The 22,126-nt window shown below is 39.5% G+C and carries 24 protein-coding genes and 1 tRNA gene; 12 read left to right on the forward strand and 13 right to left on the reverse strand.

All coding sequences use genetic code 11. The features are described 5' to 3' along the window. The first annotated feature begins 113 nt into the window (after positions 1-113). From xylE to MR764_RS12500, 3 genes are all read left to right on the forward strand, one after another. Positions 114-1,493, forward strand: a complete 1,380-nt coding sequence (gene xylE, locus MR764_RS12490) for a D-xylose transporter XylE (protein ID WP_247979758.1) — start codon at positions 114-116, stop codon at positions 1,491-1,493. A gap of 622 nt (positions 1,494-2,115) precedes the next feature. Continuing rightward, positions 2,116-3,585: a glycoside hydrolase family 130 protein gene (locus MR764_RS12495; RefSeq protein ID WP_247979759.1), complete on the forward strand. Its 1,470-nt coding sequence runs from the start codon at positions 2,116-2,118 to the stop codon at positions 3,583-3,585. 4 nt (positions 3,586-3,589) lie between these two features. Further along, positions 3,590-4,234 (forward strand): CPBP family intramembrane glutamic endopeptidase, encoded by a 645-nt coding sequence (locus MR764_RS12500; RefSeq protein WP_247979760.1) that lies wholly within the window; start codon positions 3,590-3,592, stop codon positions 4,232-4,234. Positions 4,235-4,238: 4 nt separating this feature from the next. On the opposite strand, the gene MR764_RS12505 is transcribed toward MR764_RS12500, so the two are convergent. Together MR764_RS12505 and MR764_RS12510 are read right to left on the reverse strand one after the other, a co-directional pair. Further along, positions 4,239-4,964 carry a DUF6320 domain-containing protein gene (locus MR764_RS12505; protein WP_247979896.1) on the reverse strand — a complete coding sequence of 242 codons (726 nt, stop codon included), beginning with the start codon at positions 4,962-4,964 and terminating at the stop codon, positions 4,239-4,241. Between the two features lie 9 nt (positions 4,965-4,973). After that, entirely contained in the window at positions 4,974-6,272 is a 1,299-nt protein-coding gene (locus tag MR764_RS12510) for a hypothetical protein (RefSeq protein ID WP_247979761.1), read from the reverse strand. 357 nt (positions 6,273-6,629) lie between these two features. Here MR764_RS12510 and MR764_RS12515 point away from each other — a divergent pair, with 357 nt between their 5' ends. The 7 genes from MR764_RS12515 to MR764_RS12545 all read left to right on the forward strand — a co-directional run bounded on the left by MR764_RS12515 (position 6,630) and on the right by MR764_RS12545 (position 10,958). Further along, positions 6,630-6,803, forward strand: a complete 174-nt coding sequence (locus MR764_RS12515; RefSeq protein ID WP_247979762.1) for a hypothetical protein — start codon at positions 6,630-6,632, stop codon at positions 6,801-6,803. Positions 6,804-6,812: 9 nt separating this feature from the next. Then, on the forward strand, positions 6,813-7,010 hold the full coding sequence (locus MR764_RS12520) for a hypothetical protein (protein WP_247979763.1): 198 nt from the start codon (positions 6,813-6,815) through the stop codon (positions 7,008-7,010). Between the two features lie 36 nt (positions 7,011-7,046). Further along, the gene (locus MR764_RS12525) at positions 7,047-7,913 is read left to right on the forward strand and encodes an SPFH domain-containing protein (protein WP_247979764.1); all 867 of its coding nucleotides are present in this window, start codon (positions 7,047-7,049) and stop codon (positions 7,911-7,913) included. 76 nt (positions 7,914-7,989) lie between these two features. Then, on the forward strand, positions 7,990-8,466 hold the full coding sequence (locus tag MR764_RS12530; protein ID WP_247979765.1) for a universal stress protein: 477 nt from the start codon (positions 7,990-7,992) through the stop codon (positions 8,464-8,466). A 345-nt stretch (positions 8,467-8,811) separates the two neighbouring features. Beyond that, a complete protein-coding gene (gene fumC / locus MR764_RS12535) occupies positions 8,812-10,212 on the forward strand; it encodes a class II fumarate hydratase (protein ID WP_247979766.1) in 1,401 nt (466 codons plus the stop codon). Positions 10,213-10,404: 192 nt separating this feature from the next. Continuing rightward, the gene (locus MR764_RS12540; protein ID WP_247979767.1) at positions 10,405-10,629 is read left to right on the forward strand and encodes a hypothetical protein; all 225 of its coding nucleotides are present in this window, start codon (positions 10,405-10,407) and stop codon (positions 10,627-10,629) included. 137 nt (positions 10,630-10,766) lie between these two features. Further along, a complete protein-coding gene (locus MR764_RS12545) occupies positions 10,767-10,958 on the forward strand; it encodes a cold shock domain-containing protein (RefSeq protein ID WP_247979768.1) in 192 nt (63 codons plus the stop codon). Between the two features lie 53 nt (positions 10,959-11,011). On the opposite strand, the gene MR764_RS12550 is transcribed toward MR764_RS12545, so the two are convergent. The 9 genes from MR764_RS12550 to MR764_RS12585 form a co-directional block, all read right to left on the reverse strand. Further along, positions 11,012-13,258 carry a glycosyltransferase family 4 protein gene (locus tag MR764_RS12550; protein WP_247979769.1) on the reverse strand — a complete coding sequence of 749 codons (2,247 nt, stop codon included), beginning with the start codon at positions 13,256-13,258 and terminating at the stop codon, positions 11,012-11,014. After that, positions 13,255-13,470, reverse strand: coding sequence for a hypothetical protein (locus MR764_RS12555; RefSeq protein WP_247979770.1), 216 nt, complete (start codon positions 13,468-13,470; stop codon positions 13,255-13,257). The genes MR764_RS12550 and MR764_RS12555 overlap by 4 nt, the downstream gene beginning before the upstream one ends. A 35-nt stretch (positions 13,471-13,505) precedes the next feature. Then, positions 13,506-13,772, reverse strand: coding sequence for a hypothetical protein (locus tag MR764_RS12560; RefSeq protein ID WP_247979771.1), 267 nt, complete (start codon positions 13,770-13,772; stop codon positions 13,506-13,508). A gap of 108 nt (positions 13,773-13,880) precedes the next feature. After that, the gene (locus MR764_RS20275) at positions 13,881-14,006 is read right to left on the reverse strand and encodes a hypothetical protein (protein ID WP_282189219.1); all 126 of its coding nucleotides are present in this window, start codon (positions 14,004-14,006) and stop codon (positions 13,881-13,883) included. Between the two features lie 21 nt (positions 14,007-14,027). Next, entirely contained in the window at positions 14,028-14,372 is a 345-nt protein-coding gene (locus MR764_RS12565; RefSeq protein WP_247979772.1) for a cupin domain-containing protein, read from the reverse strand. Positions 14,373-14,479: 107 nt separating this feature from the next. After that, a complete protein-coding gene (locus MR764_RS12570) occupies positions 14,480-15,973 on the reverse strand; it encodes a B12-binding domain-containing radical SAM protein (RefSeq protein WP_247979773.1) in 1,494 nt (497 codons plus the stop codon). Between the two features lie 142 nt (positions 15,974-16,115). Next, the gene (locus MR764_RS12575; protein ID WP_247979774.1) at positions 16,116-16,676 is read right to left on the reverse strand and encodes a helix-turn-helix domain-containing protein; all 561 of its coding nucleotides are present in this window, start codon (positions 16,674-16,676) and stop codon (positions 16,116-16,118) included. Between the two features lie 118 nt (positions 16,677-16,794). Next, positions 16,795-17,109 (reverse strand): hypothetical protein, encoded by a 315-nt coding sequence (locus MR764_RS12580; protein WP_247979775.1) that lies wholly within the window; start codon positions 17,107-17,109, stop codon positions 16,795-16,797. 180 nt (positions 17,110-17,289) lie between these two features. Next, positions 17,290-17,363: transfer RNA gene (locus MR764_RS12585), tRNA-Pro, on the reverse strand. Between the two features lie 173 nt (positions 17,364-17,536). Here MR764_RS12585 and trxB point away from each other — a divergent pair. Further along, positions 17,537-18,535: a thioredoxin-disulfide reductase gene (gene trxB, locus MR764_RS12590; protein ID WP_247979776.1), complete on the forward strand. Its 999-nt coding sequence runs from the start codon at positions 17,537-17,539 to the stop codon at positions 18,533-18,535. A 173-nt stretch (positions 18,536-18,708) separates the two neighbouring features. Here the strand turns inward: trxB and MR764_RS12595 are convergent, their stop codons facing one another. Further along, positions 18,709-19,677 carry a DUF4412 domain-containing protein gene (locus tag MR764_RS12595; protein WP_247979777.1) on the reverse strand — a complete coding sequence of 323 codons (969 nt, stop codon included), beginning with the start codon at positions 19,675-19,677 and terminating at the stop codon, positions 18,709-18,711. Positions 19,678-19,857: 180 nt separating this feature from the next. On the opposite strand from MR764_RS12595, the gene rhaB reads away from it, so the two are divergent. Then, the gene (rhaB, locus tag MR764_RS12600; RefSeq protein ID WP_247979778.1) at positions 19,858-21,327 is read left to right on the forward strand and encodes a rhamnulokinase; all 1,470 of its coding nucleotides are present in this window, start codon (positions 19,858-19,860) and stop codon (positions 21,325-21,327) included. 52 nt (positions 21,328-21,379) lie between these two features. On the opposite strand, the gene MR764_RS12605 is transcribed toward rhaB, so the two are convergent. Beyond that, the gene (locus MR764_RS12605; RefSeq protein WP_247979779.1) at positions 21,380-22,039 is read right to left on the reverse strand and encodes a hemolysin III family protein; all 660 of its coding nucleotides are present in this window, start codon (positions 22,037-22,039) and stop codon (positions 21,380-21,382) included. Positions 22,040-22,126 lie beyond the last annotated feature (87 nt).

Below are 22,126 nucleotides of genomic sequence, written 5' to 3' on the forward strand. Positions count from 1 at the left end.
TCGGGGAAACTTGACCTGGAAGCATTGTACAATGCAGCAGCAGAACTGGGAGAACCCGCACAGATCAGTGGCAAACAGGAATTGATTGAGCAATTGATCAACTGGTATATCTAATGAAAGAAAGAAATATTTTTTACATTACAGTAATAACCTTAGTGGCCACCTTGGGTGGCCTTTTATTTGGCTACGATACCGCTGTAATTTCCGGAGCCGATAAATCAATTCAGGCTTATCTGATCAATAGTCTTGGATTAAATTCACTGGCACACGGTGCAACCATTTCAAGCGCACTTATCGGATGTATTATTGGTGGAAGTATCTCCGGACTTCTTGCTTCGCGACTTGGAAGGAAAAGAACCTTGTTTTTGGCTGCTATTCTATTTTTTGTATCAGCACTGGGCTCGGGTAGTCCCGAGTTCCTGTTCTTTCAAAAGGGAGAACCAACACTTGGTCTTTTGTATATGTTCAACTTTTACCGTGTTATAGGTGGGATTGGAGTAGGGCTAGCCTCCGCTATAAGTCCGATGTATATTGGCGAGATTGCACCTGCCGATATTAGAGGGAGACTGGTATCGCTTAACCAATTTGCCATTATTTTCGGTATGCTCGTGGTTTATTTTGTGAACTGGGGGATCGCCAATGGTAAATCGCTGGAATGGATTAATTCTACAGGCTGGAGGTACATGTTCATTTCGGAAGCTATTCCCGCAGGTTTATTTGGAATACTTTTGTTTTTTGTTCCCGAAACTCCACGATATCTGGCCTTAAACAACAAGGACGATAAAGCGTTGGAAATCCTCACTAAGATTAACGGAGCAGCACGTGCAAAAGAAATATTTGCGGAGATTAAAAACAGTGTTGAACGTTCTTCTGCCAAACTTTTTTCGTATGGAAAAATTGTTATAATTGTTGGCATACTCTTATCTGTTTTTCAGCAATTTGTAGGAATCAACGTGGCGCTTTACTATGCTCCCCGCATTTTCGAAAGCATGGGAGCCGCAAAAGATGCTTCAATGATGCAAACTGTGGTAATGGGGATTGTAAATGTAATTTTTACGGTAGTCGCCATTGCAACCGTTGACAAGTGGGGACGCAAACCGCTCTTAATGGTTGGTTCTGTTGGTATGGCCATCGGAATGTTCGCAATCGGAGCTTTGGCTTTCCTTAAAATAATCGGGATCAGCACCCTGGTTTTTATAATTATTTACACGGCTTCATTTATGATGTCGTGGGGACCAATCTGCTGGGTTCTGATTTCAGAACTATTTCCCAACAAAATCAGGGGAAAAGCAGTGGCTGTTGCAGTAGCGGCACAATGGGCCGCGAATTACTTCATCTCATCTACCTACCCTGCGATGATGGAATTCAGCAGCGGCGGCACCTACTGGTTCTACGGAGCCATGAGTGTCCTGTCATTGATTTTTGTATGGAAAATGGTTCCGGAAACCAAAAATAAAACACTGGAAGAGATGGAGAATCTCTGGAAAAAATAAACAAAGCAAGATTTAGTTGTAGCTATCGTCACTCCGCAATGTAAATTGTTGGGGTGACGATTTTCTTTTGTCAAAGATTAGGTTTAGTGTAAAATAGTGGCGCTGACGATACGATTGTGGTTCATTTGAAATTGCAGTTTTGCAGAAACCTTACAACTATCAAGGAACTCGCAATCGCACCAAGTTGAATTAAAAGGAGTAAGTGATGGAGTATGTAGAAGGATTCCGATTCAGCTACTTGTTATCTCAAAAATAATTTCCAATATGTTGATTCAAATGAAGAACCGGTTGCAATGGGTAAATGATACGTTATTGGAAATTCAGCGGATGAATGTATTAAACTTGATTTGTATTTAACGGATCCTTTTATTCGCCCCGCCTTTGTTGATTGACAATATAAGGTTGGTCATGCTTAAACGACGACATTACAGCAATGAAGATCGATGTTGTGAGCAGTGGAACACGAAAAAAAGGACTTTGGGGATTTACACGATATTACTAAGGACTTGATTACCGTATCATACATTCATCTTAAAACTTATTTCGTATGCTGAGCTTGTAATTTACGATTGCAATAAATCCACTTTAAGCATTACCTTTAAGAACATCAATATGAAGACATATGCAGGTAGCTGTAAACAGAAAAGGTATCAAATTTTGCCCCGATGCTTCCAGGGTAATTGCACGGTTTCTTTACACTGGAGATGAAAGGGCGCTAAATACTATTCGCTCTGTAATTGGAATGTCTGAGAATTCGGTAATGCAGATATTAAATCCTGTGTTGAGAGATTACTCGCTACGGCATAGAAATATCTCTAAAATATTTGAAAAGCATTTTAATAAGATCGCTCACCTACTCGAAAAATTAAATGTTGGCCCTGATTCACTTAACACTTCCACAAAAATCCTTATCGGCTCCTATTTTACCATGGAGTATTCGATTGAATCGGCAGCATTTTTTAATCCCTCCATTGTAGAACATCCCGATCAGTCGGAGACCGGCCCGAATGAGAAAAGAGTGATTATAAGTTTCAGGGCTACCGGCGAAGGACATATTTCGTCCATCGTTTTCAGAACGGGAGTACTGGATAAAAACAATAATCTTTCCATTGAACCGGTTGGGAAAATGCTGGAAGAGGCGGAGCATATCAGGCGGTATGTGTATGAAAAGAAGTCTTTTAAAAGGAAACTAAACGAAATGAAAGATGTGCATGCAATTATCCCCTCCGGCTTGATTCTCGACAAATTAAACAATACGTTTACCTATGGCGAATTGCGCGATTGTATAAAAGACGCTCGAAAATCGTTGCATCTTACTGCTGAAAAAGAAGCCCTGTTTAATCAAATTATCTGGTTGGCCTCGTCGCATTACGAACTGGACTTTTCGCTGGACACCAACATTTCAGAGCGGGTAATTTTTCCGGTTTCGTTAAACGAAAAAAATGGAATTGAAGATGCACGTTTCGTAAAATTTGTTGACGATAACGGCGAGATAAGCTATTATGCGACTTATACAGCCTATGACGGCACCTCTGTAATGCCCAAAATGCTCGATACTACTAATTTTTACCACTTCAGAATCTTACCACTTCACGGCGAAATTGCCCAAAACAAAGGGATGGCGCTTTTTCCGCGAAAAGTGAATGGAAAATATGCCATGCTTTGCAGGTTGGATGGATTCAATAATTACATTGCTTTTTCAGATAATATTTCAGTTTGGCGCAACGCAAAATTGCTGCAACAACCTAAATTTCCTTGGGAGTTTATCCAGGTAGGAAATTGCGGCTCGCCCATTGAAACAGATGAAGGCTGGCTGGTGATCACCCATGGGGTGGGCCCGATGCGCGAATATGCGCTTGGGGCATCGTTGTTCGATCTTCAAAATCCGGAAAAAGAGATTGGCCGTTTGAAATCTCCTTTGCTGATGCCCAATGCCGAAGAACGTGAAGGATATGTACCCAATGTGGTTTATTCCTGTGGTTCGATTATTCATAATGGTGAACTGATTATACCTTATGCAATGTCTGATTATGCGAGCACGTATGCCACAGTTAATTTACACGAACTTTTAAATGAATTGAAAAGCTCATAAAAAAATGAGTAATTCTACAGAAACTGACAAACAAAGGGGCTTTGAGATTGCAGCAGTAGTCGCAACCGGTTTGCTAAAACATGTTTTTATGGACTGGTTAAACCTGCGGGCATTTTATATTGGTGTTGCATGCATTTTCTGGTCGGTATATATTTACAAAAGATACCGGAAGAACCGACAAATTCTTCAGCATTGGGGCTTTCGTAGAAATAATTTTAAACAATCATTTCTTTTTCTTACACCTTTTGCTTTACTGATGAGTGCAGCCATCGTTTGGTATGGCCTTACTCACAATGCAGTCTTTCTTAACTGGCATGTCATTCCCGTTTTTATTTTTTATCCGGTGTGGGGATTGATTCAGCAGTTTTTAATGCTGTCGCTGATTGCCGGAAATTTAGTGTCCATCAGCACAATAAAACGTAGTAAAACTCAGATTATCCTGCTGACCTCTGCGTTATTTGCCTTGGTTCATTACCCCAGTCTCCCGTTAATGGTTTTTGCTTTTTTAATGGAATTGGTGTTTGCATTTGCTTTTTTTAAGTGGAGAAATCTTTGGGCTTTGGCACTTTACCACGGATGGGTGGCCAGTTTGCTTTTGTTTTTCGTGTTGGGCAGGGATTTATGGAATGAACTGTGGACGGTTTTATGAAATTTCAGATATGAAAAAAGCGTTTCAGATCGGTTGCCTTTTTCAAGCGGTAGTGAATATAGAACAAAGGTAAGCTAACAAACAAAAAGGACACCATCACAATCAGGCTCCATCCAAAAAGCATTGAGCCCCGTGCATAAACGGATACGATTCCTTCGATGCAAATACATAGCAACCCTGCTGCAATCATTGAATAAGCGATAATATTCAGCCCTTTCTGCTTTGCTTTACGGATAAAAAATATCAAAAGAAAAACAGTTAAGTATGCTGCCAATATGATAGGAATTCCCAGCTTTATCTCCCAAGCGGTGCCGCCGGCATAAACATCGAACAGCATAAAAAGGCCAGCTGCCGACAAAAAACTGAGGCCGCCCGCGAGTACGATTTTTTTGTGTAAAAATGTGTTTAAAGTAAAATTGACAAATAAAACAAGACATACGGTGGCGGGGTATCTCGACCATGTGATGCTTTTATTTCCAATAAAATCAATAAGCAATGTGATGATTATAGCAGAAATGAGAATCAGTCCTAATATTTGCCAAAAAATTATCCTTTTTTGACGGCCGGTTAACTGGTGGTATTCTGTGAGCCGTTTTTCTTCTCTCCGTTGTTTCCCCGATCTTATGAAAGTCTTGTTATCAGTGATAATATCAAGTAGCGGTTCTCCACATAATGAGCAAAAAATAGCATTTTCTTCGGTTTCTACCCCGCAATTCGGACATTGTACCATAACCTTCAATTAATTAGTTTTTAATTCAACCGAAACTTCTTGTTGACGCAAAAATTGCAGAAACTTTTCTTCAAATTCCTCCGAAAGTGTAATGTTGCCAAAACTCAACGTTAGGATATCGCCAAACCCGACTACGCCACAATTAATTTTCAGCATTTTATTGGGCGGTGGTGGTGTTATTACAAAATAATCGATCAATTGGGCGGTTTCATCAGGTAAATCTATTTTCCCGAGGTTGGTAAGTACCCCGCTGTACTGGCTTGTGCCCAGCGAGTAGTATTTCATTCGCAGGATCAAACTTTTAATAAATAAGGGTATCCCCCTGATAAACAGTTTTCTTTCGCTTCCCACATTTCTCGCTATATTTTTATTGATCAACTTTTCATCCGTTTCAAGCTTCATCTGGTGATACACTGTTTTAACTATTTCATCAAAAGAATAATGGCCCAAACGCAAATCAATTTCAGGCAACACAAACAACGAAAAATTCCGCATGGTTTTCGACGGAAAAATGCTTCGCAAGTTTAAAGGAACCTGCACACGAATCCTTTTTTGTTTCTTATATTTACTGAAGCCATTCAGATCTTCATAGATTTCCTGTAAGATATACATATAGACCGAAGTTAGATAGACGGTTATACTTACACCTTTAATTTGGGCAATCTCCTTTATTTGCTTCAGCGGAACAATTGCGTAACGCCGGATGAAACGGGGTCGCGACTTTAACGAGTAAGGTAGGTGAAAGGCCTTCGATCGTTTCACCATTGGCGGAATTTCTGCCTTAAAATAGCGGTTGTAGGCATCTTCGTATTCCTCTTCCGAAGTCTTATGATCTTTATCCCTAATCCGATATTCAGCAGGGGTTTCAGCACCGCATTCAGCCGAATAAAGGATGAGGATAGTTTTGAAAAACTCAAGTGCCCCGGCGCCATCTGTTAAAATGTGCGAGCATTCAAGGCTGATATTGTTTTCCTTTACCAGTATTCGAATTAACAAACTTCCTTTTTGAAATTTTCTGCACAAGGGTTGCTTATCGAACTCAACGGGAATGTGTTGCGGAAGATGCTCGAGATAATACCAGAAAAAACCTTCCTGAAGTTGAACCCTGAAAAACGGGAACCGTTTTTCAGCCTGCAAAACTGCCTTTCGAAACGGTTTTATTTTAACAGGTTTTTTCAATATGGCCGTCATCCTGAAAACAGCAGTATTATTTTCGTTGATAATAGCCGGGTATATTTTCGCAGCATTATCGAGGGCAAACCAGAATCTGCCGGAATTTGGAACCGTATTTTTATTGTTAGTGTCCAAATAATAAATCTTAGATTTTTTAATTCCCCCGTTAGTTGTTCAAATTTATGAATTAATCGGCAACCAAGCTTGTATCTGTTATGCTAACAATTAAATGTGTGAATGATGTAACTCTCATGCAGAATCGTGTAACACTTTTTATTGTGGTTTCCTGTAATTTTATTTAGAGTATGAGAATCTGTAGCAGGATTTGAAAATATAAAAGTCATGAAACGGGTAAATGTCTGTCAGCAGACGGGAAACTCAGTATTATACAGGAACAAGCTACATCGAAATGAGCTTACGAATTCTACATAATACCATTAGAAAAACGATGGAATGAGGTACTTGCCTTTGAGAAATTTAAATTAAAATGAGATGAAATATTCAACATATATTATTGCAGGTTTACTTTTTGTTTTGTGGGGTGTTGTGGTTTACGGCTTTAATAACCCTCCACGAATTATTCATCTACTTATTCCGATAGCCGGAATTATTATACTGCTTCGTATTTTTTTCAATAAAAGAATATCAAAAACATTAAAAGACTAGAATAATATCATGGAAACAAAATTTGACATGAACCAGTGGAGATATATTAAAGATAAACTCAGAAATATGTATCCTGAACTAAGTGACTCCGATTTGAATTGGGGACGAGTATCAAGAGAGGATTTGTTACAAAATATTTCTACCAAATTGGGTAAAACCAAAAAGGACTTAATCGATGTGATCGATTCATTTGATTATTCTTCCTAATTGGAACTAGTTGAATAATAAAATAAAACTATTAAAATGAACTACTTGTATTTAATTGTTCCTGTGGTAATTTTTTTGCTGTTGGGCATTCGAATTGTTAGACCGACACATCGGGGTTTAATTGAGCGACTTGGAAAATATCGCAGTCTTGCTACTCCCGGATTTCACTGGATCATTCCCGTTATCGATCGTTTGTTTCTGGTAAATGTGACCGAGCAAATGGTAGATGCCGAACCACAGGAAATTATAACCAACGACAACCTGAACGCCAGTGTTGATGCACAGGTTTATTTTAGGGTAAAGTCGGATGAAGAAAGTGTAAAAGGTTCTATCTACAATGTAAATAATTACCAATGGCAGATAGTAAACCTGGCTAGGACAACGCTTCGTAATATTATTGGTACGCTCACGCTAAAATCAGCAAACAGCGAACGAGGTAAAATTAACTCCGGTTTATACAAAACCCTTCATGAAGAAACACAAAATTGGGGAATTGAAATTGTACGTACCGAATTGAAAGAGATCGATCCGCCAAGAGATGTGCAAGAAACCATGAATAAAGTGGTAAAAGCAGAGAATGAAAAAATAGCAGCCATTGATTCTGCCACTGCAGCTGAAACAGTGGCCGATGGCGTAAAACGTGCAAAAATTAAAGAAGCAGAAGGTTACAAACAGTCGAAAATTTTACATGCCGAAGGGGAAGCCGAAGCTATAAAACTGGTAAACGAAGCCGCCGATAAATATTTTATTGGAAATGCACAGCTTCTACGAAAGCTGGAAGCGCTTGAAGCGTCACTTGGAAGCAACGCCAAAATTGTCATTCCAACCGGATCCGAGTTGGTAAACATTATTGGAGAGATGGCCGGAATTGTGCCACTGGAGCGAAAGCAAATGGAAAAATAATTTCCAGGAAAAGTTTTTTGAAATAATTACTTACGGGTAATGACGGGAGAAAAAGAAAAAATATCAACATGAAAAAATGAAGAAAGTATTGATTGCATTGGACTATGATCCGAGTGCCCAAAAGATTGCAAAAACAGGTTTTTCTTTTGCCAAAACGATGAAAGCTGAAATTACATTATTGCATGTATTGGTAAATACGCAGGACTATAAGTTAGCTGAACATGTTAAGGTTATGGGGTTTGCCGGTCGTTTGGATATTAGCGAAGAGTTATCGGGAAAAACTTCGGGATTAAAAGAATTATCTCAGCAATTTCTAGATAAGTCAAAACTTTATCTTGGAGATAATCGTATCCAAACGCTGTTGGTAGAGGGCGATTGTGCCGAGGCTATTTTAAATGCAGCAAATCAAATTAGTGCGGATGTAATTGTAATGGGCTCGCATAGCCGCAAATGGTTTGAAAACACAACCATGGGGAGCGTTACAGAGAAAGTGTTACAAAATACGACGATTCCGGTATTGATTATCCCAACAAAAAAGCAAAGTAAATCCTGATATAAACATCATTATTTGAGTGTTAGTACGAGCTTTACGTTCTTATTTATTTTAGAGTTATATGGTTAAAATTCTGTAATCCATCGTATCAAATTTAATCTCAACAAGTATAAAATACATAAAGCTTGGAGACGGGATTCCGAAGTCCGAAGTTTTGTGAATAAATGTCTTAATGAACACTTGACTCTTTACTTCGGTTTTCTGAATTCCGAACGTAAGCATAGATGTCGAACAAGTATGTGTTGTAAGTTGTTTTTAGTAAGTGATTTAAGTGTTGGTTGTCAAGGTCTGAGTTTCAAGTAAACTGGAAAAGAAAATTCAAATTACCGACTAAAAAATGATATCATGCAATTTAGAACTGAAACAGATACTTTAGGTAAAGTGCAGGTTCCTGCCAACAAATATTGGGGGGCACAAACTCAACGGTCATTAATGAATTTTCGCATTGGTCCATCCGCATCAATGCCCATCGAAATTATTCATGCTTTTGGATATTTGAAGAAGGCGGCAGCAATCACCAACAACAAATTTGGATTATTGTCAACCGACAAAATGAATCTGATTATTCAGGTTTGCGATGAAATTACAAGGGGCAAACTCGATGATCAATTTCCGTTGGTTATCTGGCAAACGGGCTCTGGAACGCACACCAATATGAATTGTAATGAGGTTATTGCAAACCGGGCGCATGTGTTGCTTGGCAACAAATTAGGCGAAGGGAAAACACTGATTCATCCAAATGATGATGTGAACATGTCGCAATCTTCCAATGATACATTTCCTACTGCGATGCATATTGCAGCCTGCCAAAAAATTGTTGGATATACCATTCCCCAAGTTGAATTGCTCATAAATACCCTGAATAAAAAATCACTTGAATTCGCCAAAATTGTTAAAATCGGACGCACTCATTTTATGGACGCAACCCCGATTTCTCTTGGCCAGGTATTTTCGGGTTATGTGTCTCAGTTGAAACACGGAGTTAAAGCCTTGAAAAATACTTTGCCTCATCTTTCGGAATTAGCTATGGGTGGAAGCGCTGTTGGAACGGGTTTGAATACGCCTCAAGGTTTTGATGTAGAAGTTGCAGCCACCATTGCCCAATTAACAAACCTGCCTTTTGTAACTGCTGAAAATAAGTTTGAATCGTTGGCAGCAAATGATGCAATAGTGGAAACTCATGGTGCCATTAAACAACTGGCGGTTAGTTTAATGAAAATTACCAACGATATACGGATGCTGGCTTCAGGACCACGTTCCGGGATAGCAGAGATTACTATTCCGGCAAACGAGCCCGGTTCATCGATTATGCCCGGTAAGGTTAATCCAACTCAAATTGAAGCATTGACAATGGTTTGTGCCCGGATTCTGGGAAATGACACCACCATTTCTTTTGCAGGTTCAAACGGGCATTTTGAACTTAATGTTTTTAAACCGGTCATGATAAGTTCTCTTTTGCAATCGGCTACACTTCTTGCTGATGCCTGCAAATCATTTAACGATCATTGTGTTTCCGGAATAGAACCTAATTTGGAACGGATTAAAGAAAATCTTACCAATTCGTTGATGTTGGTAACCGCATTAAACCCGCATATCGGCTATGATAATGCAGCTAAAATTGCTAAAAAAGCTTATGCCGATAATACAAACCTGAAGAAAGCGGCTTTGGAATTGGGCCTTTTAACCGAACAACAATTCGATGAATGGGTTGTACCGGAAAAAATGATCGGCCCTACCGAATTATGACCATTGATTTAGGAATTACGTTTTGACAGAATTAATGCAAATGTGAGAATCTTGTAAATTTTCGTAAAAGTCATATAACAACTACAGGAAGTATGGTTCATAACTTAGTTGATCCAAAATGTAGTAATGGGTCACAAAAATTTAAAAGTTCGTTTATTAAAGAAGCATTCTAATCATCAAATGAAAACAGCTATGAAATCGGAAAAAGAACTTAACTCAGAAATCCTGCGAATTTCGATGACAATTTTGGAAAAGTATCCCGAGCTGTCGGAATACTTAAAAGAAATGCCCGTGACTATTCCATCAGAAAATGAACCGGAAATAACGCTTAATCATTTAAAATCATATTACGAGTCACTGAATTCGCTCCTTAATGAGTACCAACTGGAACATCCCAAAAAAGAAGATTTGGATTAACCTTAACCAATACGATCGAAGCTATTCTTTTAAACAATGCCACAAAACCCAATGGTTAATTTATCAATCTTTCATGTAATAAAGGGTGCAAATTCGTTAATCTTACGTAACTTGCATACAATTAATAATTTAATACAATGAACAAAGGAACAGTAAAGTTTTTCAATGAATCCAAAGGTTTTGGATTCATTAAAGACGCCAATTCATCGAAGGAATATTTTGTGCATTCATCAGGATTGAAAGATAATGTTGGAGAAAATGACGAAGTAACTTTTGATTTGGAAGAAGGAAAAAAAGGATTAAATGCAGTGAATGTTAAACTGGCTTAGTTTAAAATATTACAATCACTTATAATTCTGTCCCGCTTTTTTGCGGGATTTTTTTATACCAGTTTTAAATCCGACCGGTGAAACTCTTCGTAGGCCTGCAATACGGTTAAATGCGAAATTAAGTAAGCGAGCGAACTTTCTGCGCCCTGGTTCCGGTTTACGCCATAACTTTCAAAACCATCGCAACATCCTTTGGTTTCGAAATCATATAAACTCATCCTCAGATCATTTTCACCCAGAAACCATAAAAAGGAGGTGTACAGTTTATTGAGATAATCCTTGTTTTTTGTTACAAAATATGCTTCTTGGTACATTAAAACCATCGCCATTGCATCAATGGGTTGCTGAGCAAACAGCGAGCGCTCACCTTCCTTTTTGTACCATTTTTCGTTGCCGATAATCGAAAGGTAATTGTCATTTAAAGTATGCTCTGTAAGAAAGTTCATCGAATCGATAGCAGTTTGCGTAATTTTGTCATCATTCAATATTTTGGCTGAATGTAACAAGGCCAAAGGAAGAATTCCATTGTCGTAGGCGAGTAAAGATTCAAACCAATGCCAACCCGGAGACAGGTTTTCTTCGTAATGTTTGATTAAAACATTCGCGAGGTTTCTCAATCTTTCGGTCATCGAATCGTCAGACGGGTTACTTCTCAGGTAATAGCAAATTCCGATCATTGTATTGGCAATTCCCCTGATCGATTTTAAACTTTCAAAGTTGGGAGCTGCATTGAAAAAAATAAGCCTTCCCGTTTGATAATACGCATCGTTGGGTGCATTTCCGAGCAAATAACCCAGGGCCCAGATTGTCCTCCCAAATGAATCTTCGGAGCCAACTTCATCCAGAAAATTGCGATTAAAACTCAGGAAGTTCCGGAATGTTCCGTCAGAGTTTTGCATATAATGAATGTAACTTAGGTAAATCGGCGACAACTCAAGCGCACGTGCATCCTTCATTCGCTTGTACGCCATTAAAACCATCAGCAAGGCACGCGAATTATCATCCAGACAATACCCTTCTTTTAGGTTTGGGATACCAAACTTGGCATGTTGAATGATGCCAGTATCATCAGTCAGGCGATTAATGTGAGCCAGCGAAAAGGGGGGAAGAATGAGCAAATCGGGTTCGGTTTCTTTGTGCGCAGGAACGGGAAGCCCTTTCTTCACAACTTTTTCGGAAAGGGCCAGGTATTTTTCACCGCTCTTTGGCCAGGTAATCTCTTTGCCATATTCACCGGCATTTTGCTTCAGTTTCTTAAGTTCTTCAGGGTCGTCAAAGAGTTCAACAAGTGTCTCAGCCAGTTCTTCCGAATCATTAAAATTGAACAACCTGCCTCTTTCGTGTGCCAGTAATTCTGCAGCATGCCAGTATGGTGTCGACAATACAGCAGCACCAACACCAACCGCATACGAAAGCGTTCCGCTGGTAATCTGGGCTTCGTTTAAATATGGCGTAATGTAAATATCGCAGGCATATAAATATTTGAACAAATCCTGTTCGTCAATAAATTCATTCAAAAAAACAACGTGATTTTCAAGGTGCAGGTTTTTCACCAAACGCAAAAGAAAAATCCGGTATTCTTCTCCGGAATGACGCAATACATTCGGATGTGTTTTCCCCAAAACGATATAAATCAGCTCGGGATATTTTTTAACCACTTCGGGCAAAGCTTTAATTACCGTTTCAATTCCCTTACTTCGGCCGATAAAACCAAAGGTTAAGAGTACCTTTTTGTTTTCAAGTTTAAATTCTTTCCTCGATTTTTCAGGACTGAAATGAATATCCGGTACACCGTGCTCGATTAATGCAATTTTTTCCTTCGGAACGTCGTAAATATTTACCAGAAAATCAATTGCTTTATGGCTCATCACGACGATTTTATGAGCCATTTTGCATATTTCTTTCAATATCGCTTTTTCGTTGTACGATGGCGCTTTGAGTATGGTGTGGAGTGTAACAACAAGCGGAATCTCAAGGCGGTGAAGCAAGGGGAGAATGTAAACTCCGCTTTGCCCGCCATAAATGCCAAATTCGTGCTGCAGGATACAAATATCGGCACCACTAAGGTTAATGTGTTTCACCGCTTTTAAATAATCTTCCTGGTGATCCTGCCTGATAATAAGCTTAACTTCTTTCGGGTATTTATAGGTAAGATCATTATCATTTATCGCTACTACAAAGCCTTCATGCTCGTTCTCATTTTGTCCGTCGTGCATTAACATCGATTTGAACAAGTTGTTTGTGAAGGTTCCGATACCACATTCGCGTGGCGGATAAGTTGCAATATAGGTGATCTTCATTTATTGATGATTACATTTAAGGATGCTAAAAAGCCTATGTTTTTGGGGTCGAGTGGGAAGAGTTCCCGTTCGAAATAGACCAAATCTTTATGTCCGGGCTTTTCCTGTATCATACAGTAGTATATTCGGTCGACATAGCGCCTGACAATCAGATTTTGATTTGGATTAACTTTTGCCCGCACTACTTCGCCTTCTTTAAATTTGTTTTCCATGTTTAACCTCTTCTGCTTTCTGTTTTTTATACGAACTAAATATCGACAGGCAATGAAATCATAATTGGCCTTAACACTGTATGCTTTTTTTGCAGTTCGGCATTTGCAGGATCGTCAATAATCGACTGTAATTTTTCCATGTCGGTTACTTCAATTACCAATGCAATAGAATTGGGATCATTAGCATCTCTAAATGTTTTGAAACCGGAGATTGCAGGTGCAAAAACCTCTTCCCGGTCTTTGTGTCCTTTAAGCCAAGTGTTAAAGTCACCTACCTTGTGTCGAGCTACAATTGTTGTCATTGTTCTATTTTTTAGTTTGTTCATGCCTACTCTGTTCGGTTTTCGGCGAATCCGTTTAACGGCTGTTCCCCGTCTAAATTATTTTATGAAATTTAAGAAGACGAAACTCTAAGTAATACTTGAATCGCTCCTGCCGGCTTTTTTTGCCGCTTTTGCTGCTCTTTTTTCTTTGAGGTTCATAACAGCTTCCTTTTTCTCGCTTTTTCTCTCTTTGCCTTCTTTTGCTTTTACCATGATTTATGTATTTACGATGTTTTAAATTGTAGTTCCTTCATACCCGCTTTTAATCACGGTTGAAATCATTTTGAACCGACCGTTCGCCCGCACCGTATTCGAACTGTGAGCAGGAATAATAATTCCTTGCCCCACATGAAGTATGTTTGGCTGATCATCAATCACTACTTCAGCTGTTCCTTCAATTATCTGAATAAATGTGTCGAACGGAGAAATTTTTTCAGCCAGCGCCTCGCCGGTGTCGATGGCAACAACGCTTATATTTCCGGTGGTTTTGCGTATAATGGTTTTGCTCACCACCGAGTTGGGCACATATTCAATAATTTCGATGAGGATATGGATTTTTGATTTTTCTATTTCTTTCATTTTCAATAGTCTCCTATATGAAAGTTAAATCAAAGATACTCCTGCCCAATTTTGAAAGTGTTACACAATTGATGTTAAAATTTACATCATTCACACATTTTGCTGCTTTATTCCGTTATAGGGCGCAGTCCGTAAACCGTTCTGAAATGATACCCGTAAACCGTATATGTTAAAGCATCAACCAAAAGCTTTGGTTTGTGGATAAGGGTCCAAATGAGAAATTTCCAATATTCGGTTCTGCCTTTATTAAGGAACCCGATGACATAAATCGATTTTATTAATGCCACAACCAGGGAGAATCTTATTTGGGTTTGTGTTCTTGCTGAACGATTATAATTCAGCAAAAACTGTCGAACCCTCTTGTAATAGGGCTTTACCGAGTAAATATTGTTAATTATGTTTCTATAACCGTTCTGAAGCTCATTGTAATTCATTTTAGGAATAAAATTCATCGATGAATCGGTATTATTCCCGGTAGCTTCAATGGTTAACCTGTTTTCTGCTTCCATCTGACGATATAGTTTTGTGTTTTTGGGAGCATTCAATAATCCTACCATAGCTGAAACAATTCCACTTTGCTGAATAAAATCGATTTGACGCTGGAAAACCGACGGAGTATCGCTGTCGAACCCGACAATAAAACCTCCCGACACCTGTATTCCGGCTTGCTGAATTTTTTTGACACTTTGAATCAGGTCCCTGTTTTTATTCTGAACTTTATTACATGCCTGAAGAGATAATTCATCGGGTGTTTCAATACCAATAAATGCAGCATTAAAACCGGCATCAATCAGTTGCGAAATAAGCTCCTTATCATCGGCAAGATTTATCGAACTCTGGATACTAAAATTAAAAGGATATTTATGGCTTTGCATCCATTTTTTTATTTCCGGAAGCAGGTTGTTTTTTATTTCTTTTATATTGCCAATAAAATTATCATCGACAATTGAGACTGCGCCGCGCCATTTAATCGTATTGTATAAAACATTCAGCTCGTTAATTATCTGAGATGTACTTTTCATCCTCATTTTATGCCCCAAAAGTGAAGTTATTTCACAAAAACTGCAGGCAAACGGGCATCCACGTGTAACCTGGATATTCATAAAAGCATAGTCTTTAACCGATAACAAATGGAAATCAGGAACCGGCGTTTGAGAAAGATCAGCATATTCTGCTGTAGCATAAACCCGTTGCGGTTGTTCTGCCTCAAAATCGGCCAGGAAAAGGGGCATGGTTATCTCTGCCTCATTTAAAATAAAATGATCAACATCCGGATAATTTGCATATTCCTGGGTGAAAAGCGGACCACCTGCGACTATTTTCTTTCCCCATTTTTTGCTTTCGGCAATTACCTTGTTTACTGATTCTTTTTGGATATACATGGCGCTGATAAAAACATAATCGGCCCACAGAATATCGCTTGTACGAAGCGGAGAAATATTCAAATCCACCAGTTTTTTCTCCCACATATCGGGCAACATTGCCGACACTGTAATTAAACCAAGCGGTGGAACTGCAGCTTTTTTCGAAATAAATTTCAGCGCATGATTAAAACTCCAGAAAGAATCGGGGCATTTTGGATAAATTAATAAGACTTTCATTTTTTTATTTCTCTGAATAGTTTGGAACCCATAGCTATGCAGTCCTTTTTCTCAGAAAGCAATTAAACCGATGAATTACAAGGTAAATTTCGAAGTTTGGGCAAAAAAAATGTTATACAATTCTGAAGAATATTTACATTATTCACACATCTTCAAGTGTGTCGCGACGTTTGTTTTTCAGTTTTTTGAAATGAGTAGGGGTAAGTCCTGTGTATTTTTTAAACTGATTGGAAAGATGGGCCACACTGCTGTAGTGCATTTTGAAAGCGATTTCTGAAAGATTCAGCTCATCATAAACAATTAGTTCTTTTACCCTTTCAATTTTGTGAGTCAGGTAAAACTTTTCAATGGTAATGCCTTTCACTTCCGAAAAAAGATTGGCAAGATATGTATAATCGTAATTGAGTTTTTCGCTCAGATAGTCAGAGAGATTAACCTTTATCTGATCATCAGTATAATGCACTAATTCAATTATTGCACTTTTGATTTTTTCAACAAGTACACTTTTTTTATTGTCCATTAATACCAACCCTGCCTTTTTTAAATCGACTTTCAGGTTCTCCAACTGTTCCTGACTTACATATCCAATAATATCAGCTTCCCCAATTTTAACATAAACGTATTGCAGGTCGAGTTTCTCTAGTTCGGCCTTCACCACCATCTGGCAGCGAATACAAACCATATTTTTGATGTATAACTTCAATAAAAGGTTGTCTTAACTTGTTAAAAGTAAGCTATTAAAATTACGTAATCTTTGATTTTTTGTTTTTCCCCTTATAAATGTTCCTTTGCAAAACTACAATCTTCACATAAACAGATGCTTACATCCAAATGATCTGAATAACCAACCAGATAATAATCACTCCGACCAAAACCAGAAACCTCCTCGGAATAACCACACTTTTTTTCAGCTCCCGCTTGTGATCCTCCAGAAGCTGTTCCAGCTTTTCGGTGTTTATATCATATTTCAATTGGGTGGTTTTAAGATTATGCAGTTGCCGGGCAATTTCAGGAGCAACCTCCTTAATGTTTTTAGTTGTTTGCTGCAGCATCTCAATTTCGGAGGTTAAAATCTCCAGTAGTTTTTGTTGAGACAAATTTTCTCTCATAACACTAAACTCCAACAACTTTCCCATCCGAAGGATATTGGGTAACAGAACAGCTTATTCAAAATCACACCGCATTTAATTGTTGTCTGAAGGATGATCTGAATGATGAGTTTATTGAAAAGGTGTTTTCAGAAAGATTGTTTCAACTATGCTTCAACCACAAAATAAAAAGGAGTTAGTATGTGCACTAACTCCTCTAATTTTATGTCGGGATGACAAGATTTGAACTTGCGACCCCTCGCCCCCCAGACGAGTGCGCTACCAGGCTGCGCTACATCCCGAAACTTGTGGGTGCAAATGTAACGCTACAATTCATTTTTACAAAGCCTTTTTTTATTTTCTCGGAAAAAAAAGATCGAATAGAATTCATTGATCGCATATGTTTAGAATCGATAAATTTTATTGGGTCAGAATGGCTTTGTTTTGTATTTTTAAGCGCTAAAAATATAGGACAATGTTTAAACCACTTGATATCAACGAAAATACCGGTAAAAAAGGGAATGAACCTGTTGACGCAGAACGCGTGAAATGCCTGATCATAGGTTCGGGACCTGCCGGTTATACCGCTGCCATCTATGCAGCAAGAGCTAATCTTTCTCCGGTGATGTACGAAGGACTTCAACCCGGAGGACAGTTGACAACAACCACAGAGGTCGAAAATTACCCCGGTTATCCCGAGGGAGTTACAGGGCCGGTGATGATGGAAGACCTGAAAAAACAGGCGCAGCGTTTTGGTACCGATGTACGTTGGGGAATGGCTACCGAAGTTGATTTCTCCGGCGATGTTCACAAAGTATGGATCGACGAAACGAAGTTGATCGAAGCTGAAACGGTGATTATTGCAACCGGAGCAACTGCTAAATACCTTGGTTTGGAAGATGAGAAAAAATATGCCGGTGGCGGTGTTTCTGCCTGTGCTACCTGCGACGGATTTTTCTACAGAGGTAAAGATGTGGCCGTTGTTGGGGGAGGAGATACTGCCGCTGAAGAAGCAATGTACCTGGCCGGGCTTTGTAATAAAGTTTACCTGATTGTTCGTCGTGATGAACTTCGCGCATCGAAGGTGATGGCTGAACGTGCAATGAAAACTCCGAATATTGAAATTCTTTGGAAACATCAAACCAAAGGATTATTCGGAAATGGAGTGGTTGAAGGAGCAACACTGGTGAAGAACCTAGGTGAGCAGGATGAGGAAGAAGTAACCATAAAAATAGATGGTTTTTTCCTGGCGATCGGGCATAAACCCAATTCAGATATATTCAAGCCTTATCTCGACACAGATGAAGTAGGTTATATAAAAACGGTTCCTGGAACTTCAAAAACAAAGGTGCCCGGAGTATTTGCCTGTGGCGACGTGCAGGATCCGGTATACAGACAAGCTGTTACAGCAGCCGGTTCGGGGTGCATGGCTGCCATCGATGCCGAACGATATTTATCAGAAAAACACGGATAATTAAGAGGGTGTCCCAAAATATAGTTCACGCAAAGTCCGCAAAACTTTACTCAAAGAGCGCAAAAACAGAAACTGATAATGTGCACCCTGCGAGCTTTGCGCTTCTTTTGCCTCTTTGCGAGAACCTGATTTACCAACTTTTGGGACACCCTCTTTGTCTTTTGTAATCCGTTTTAGTTTTTGTCTTCTTCCTGCGGAAGGGTAAACGATCCAAGATTGGTAATCTGGTAATCAGAGAAGCTTATTTTTTTTCCGGAATTGGTGTCAACTTGTGTTACGGTCATAAAACTGGTATCTCCTGTTTCTTTATCCGTCGATTTTGATTCCATAATGTAGCGACCCGCCATTAATCCATTCGAGTACAAGCTGGTCTTGAACAAAGTACTAAAGAAATCCTGTGTGCTCACTTTCAGGTCATTGGTGATCCAGATTTCTGCATCGGTTTCTTCATCGTTGAATGTATACTGTTCGCATTCATACCCGGCAATTGTCTTTGTTTTGCCCGTTTTTTTCACATTGGGATTTACAAGATAATTATCTGTTGTCTCGGTTTCTTCCTCATTTTCAGGATAGTTTTCGCCAATCGATTCAAAGAAAGAGCTGATCCCGTAAACAATTCCCGTTTTTTCTTCGCTGTTTAATACAATCATGGCACCATTTTCCGAGTCGATGATAAACTGTCCTGAAGTCTTTTCACTTATATCGCCCGAAATGGCTTCATAGGATACATTTTTGGTTGTGGGATCCAGAAGTGTCAGGAACTCGCTGGAAGAGGATTTGTCTTTTCCCTTTTCATACGATTCAATGTGCATTTGAATCAGGTATGGAAAAGCATAGCTGGTGTTGTAAGGTACCGGCGTTCCCGATAAACCCGCACCTTTTAACAGGTTTTGCATATAGGCTTGCTGTCGTTTTTCGGTGGATGAGTCGCCACGGTTATCTTCTTCGTCATCCGAACTAATGGATTCTTCAACTTTGTCAAGGCTTTCATCCATTTTTTGATCCATTTTTTCTTCCAGGCGGTTTTCAATCTTTTTCTGAGCCTTATCTTTTAGCTTATCAAGAAATTTTTGCGCGTTGGCAACTTGGCTCATTCCAAACGATAACAGGATAATTAGCGTAATGCGTGTAAGTGATTTCATTATGAATATTTAAGGTGAGTTATTGCGAACAAAAATCGGGATAAATCATATATCAGTCAATCCCCTGAGAAATATTTATCAATGAATAACTGCTTTTGGGGCCTCAATCAAGATACCACAGGATACCCCGAATGCCGAGAAATGCTTATTTTGTTGCAGATAATTTGAACCTGATCTGTTATGAGCAAAAAACATTTTTTAGCCTTTGACCTCGGAGCATCGAGTGGGAGAGCAATACTGGGAACATTGGAAGAAGGAAACCTCGAACTTCTGGAAATTCATCGTTTTAAAAATCAAATGATTCGTATTCACGGTAGCTACTACTGGAATATTTACAGTTTGTTTGATGAGTTGAAAACGGGGCTTAAAAAGTGTATCAACGAATATAAAATTCAGCCCGATTCCATTGGTATCGATACCTGGGGAGTTGATTATTCTCTGATTTCAGCATCGGGGCAACTGATCGGCTTGCCTTTTGCTTATCGCGATCACCGCACCGACAATATTATGGAAGAGTTTTTTAAGGTGATGCCGAAACAGGAAACCTATGCTTTATCGGGTATCCAGTTTATGCAGTTTAATACGCTCTTTCAGCTTTTTGCTTCTCAAAAAGAGCAGCATTCGCGACTAAAGGTGGCAACCGGTTTGCTGTTTACACCCGATACTTTGAATTATTTGTTTACCGGGAAAAAGAAAATTGAGTATACCATTGCCAGTACATCACAAATGCTAAAACCCGGAAAAGCCGAATGGGAAGAAAAACTGGTGCAGGCCTGTGGAATTTCGTCGGATATACTCGGAGAGATAGTTCAGCCCGGAGAAGTGGTTGGTAAGATCCTGAACGAAATTCAGGAAGATACCGGAAGTGCTGAAATTCCCTGTATCGCAGTAGCTGCGCACGATACTGCTTCAGCTATTGTATCGGTTCCGGCCGAAGAAGGAAACTGGGCGTATTTAAGCTCGGGTACATGGTCGTTACTTGGAGTTGAAAGTCCAACACCATTGGTTTCGGAGGAGACCCTGAAAATGAATTTTACCAACGAAGGAGGTGTCGACGGAACTACACGTTTCCTGAAAAATATTATGGGAATGTGGCTGATACAGGAATGCAAACGTATCTGGGACGAAGAAAAGGAAATGGAATGGCAGGAGATTGTAGATATGTGCCAGGAAACCGAACATTTCAAGTGTTTGATTAATCCCGACGATCCGATGTTTTTGAATCCCGGAAATATGCCCAAGGCAATTCAGGAGTTTTGTAAGAAAACCGGACAGCCTGTTCCCGAATCGAAAGGTGAAGTGGCACGTTGTATCTACGACAGCCTGGTGTTGAAATACAAATACACCCTTCGTCAGATAGAGTCGGTAACCGGAAATAAAATCGAGAAGTTACATATTATCGGGGGAGGAGCACGTAATGAGATGTTGAGCCAGCTTACAGCCGATGCTATACGAATTCCGGTTCTGGCGGGACCAACAGAGGCAACAGCCATCGGTAACCTGATGATTCAGGCAAAAGCGCTGGGAGAAGTTTCTTCGCTAAAAGAAATAAGAAAGATTGTCAAAAACTCGTTTGAACCACAGGAGTATTTGCCAACCGAGCGTTTGGACTGGGATCTGGCTTATGAGAAATTCTTGAAAGTAATGTAGTTAAATATAGAAGGTTAACCCCCAAACTACACTTGAATTCCCGGATTGACTTTTAATTCAGACTATACAAAACCGAGAAGAAATGCATAATGCTTCCGGCCAGTACAAAGAGGTGCCATATTCCGTGACCGTATTTCAGGTTGCGCCAGGCATAAAAAATAACGCCTACCGAGTAACATCCGCCGCCTACAAACAGAAAAACAATGCTTGAAGTCGAAAGATTTCTGACCATCGGAACGATTGCCATCAGAAATAACCAGCCCATAGCCACGTAAATACCAACCATCAGGTTTTTAAAACGGGTGAGGTAAATCGAGCGGATAACAACACCGGCAATGGCCAGCGCCCAAATAATGCCAAACAAAGTCCAGCCAAGCGCTCCGCGAATGGTTGTCAAAACAAACGGAGTGTAGGTTCCGGCAATTAACAGAAAAATAGCCGCATGATCGAAGCGTACAAAAATGTTTTTAACTTTTTCTTTGGTAAAGCTGTGGTAAAGTGTCGACGCCAGGTAAAGCAGCACCAGTGTCGATCCGAAAATACTAAAGCTAACAACATGCCAGGCTGTTCCTTTTGTAGCAGCGTAAACCACTAAAAGGACCAGGGCGGCTATGCTCAGCAAGGTGCCGATTCCGTGCGTAATACCGTTGAAGATTTCTTCTCCCAGGGTCAGTGTTCTGTATCCTTCGTTTGATTTTTTATGCTTCGACATGAATTCCTTTTTTTATAGAACGAAAAAGACAATCGAATGTATATAAAAATCGCTGTCGCTGTACTTTTAAATAGCTGATCCAAATAA

The sequence above is a fragment of the Maribellus sp. YY47 genome (assembly GCF_023111095.1).
Taxonomy (GTDB): Bacteria; Bacteroidota; Bacteroidia; order Bacteroidales; family Prolixibacteraceae; genus Draconibacterium.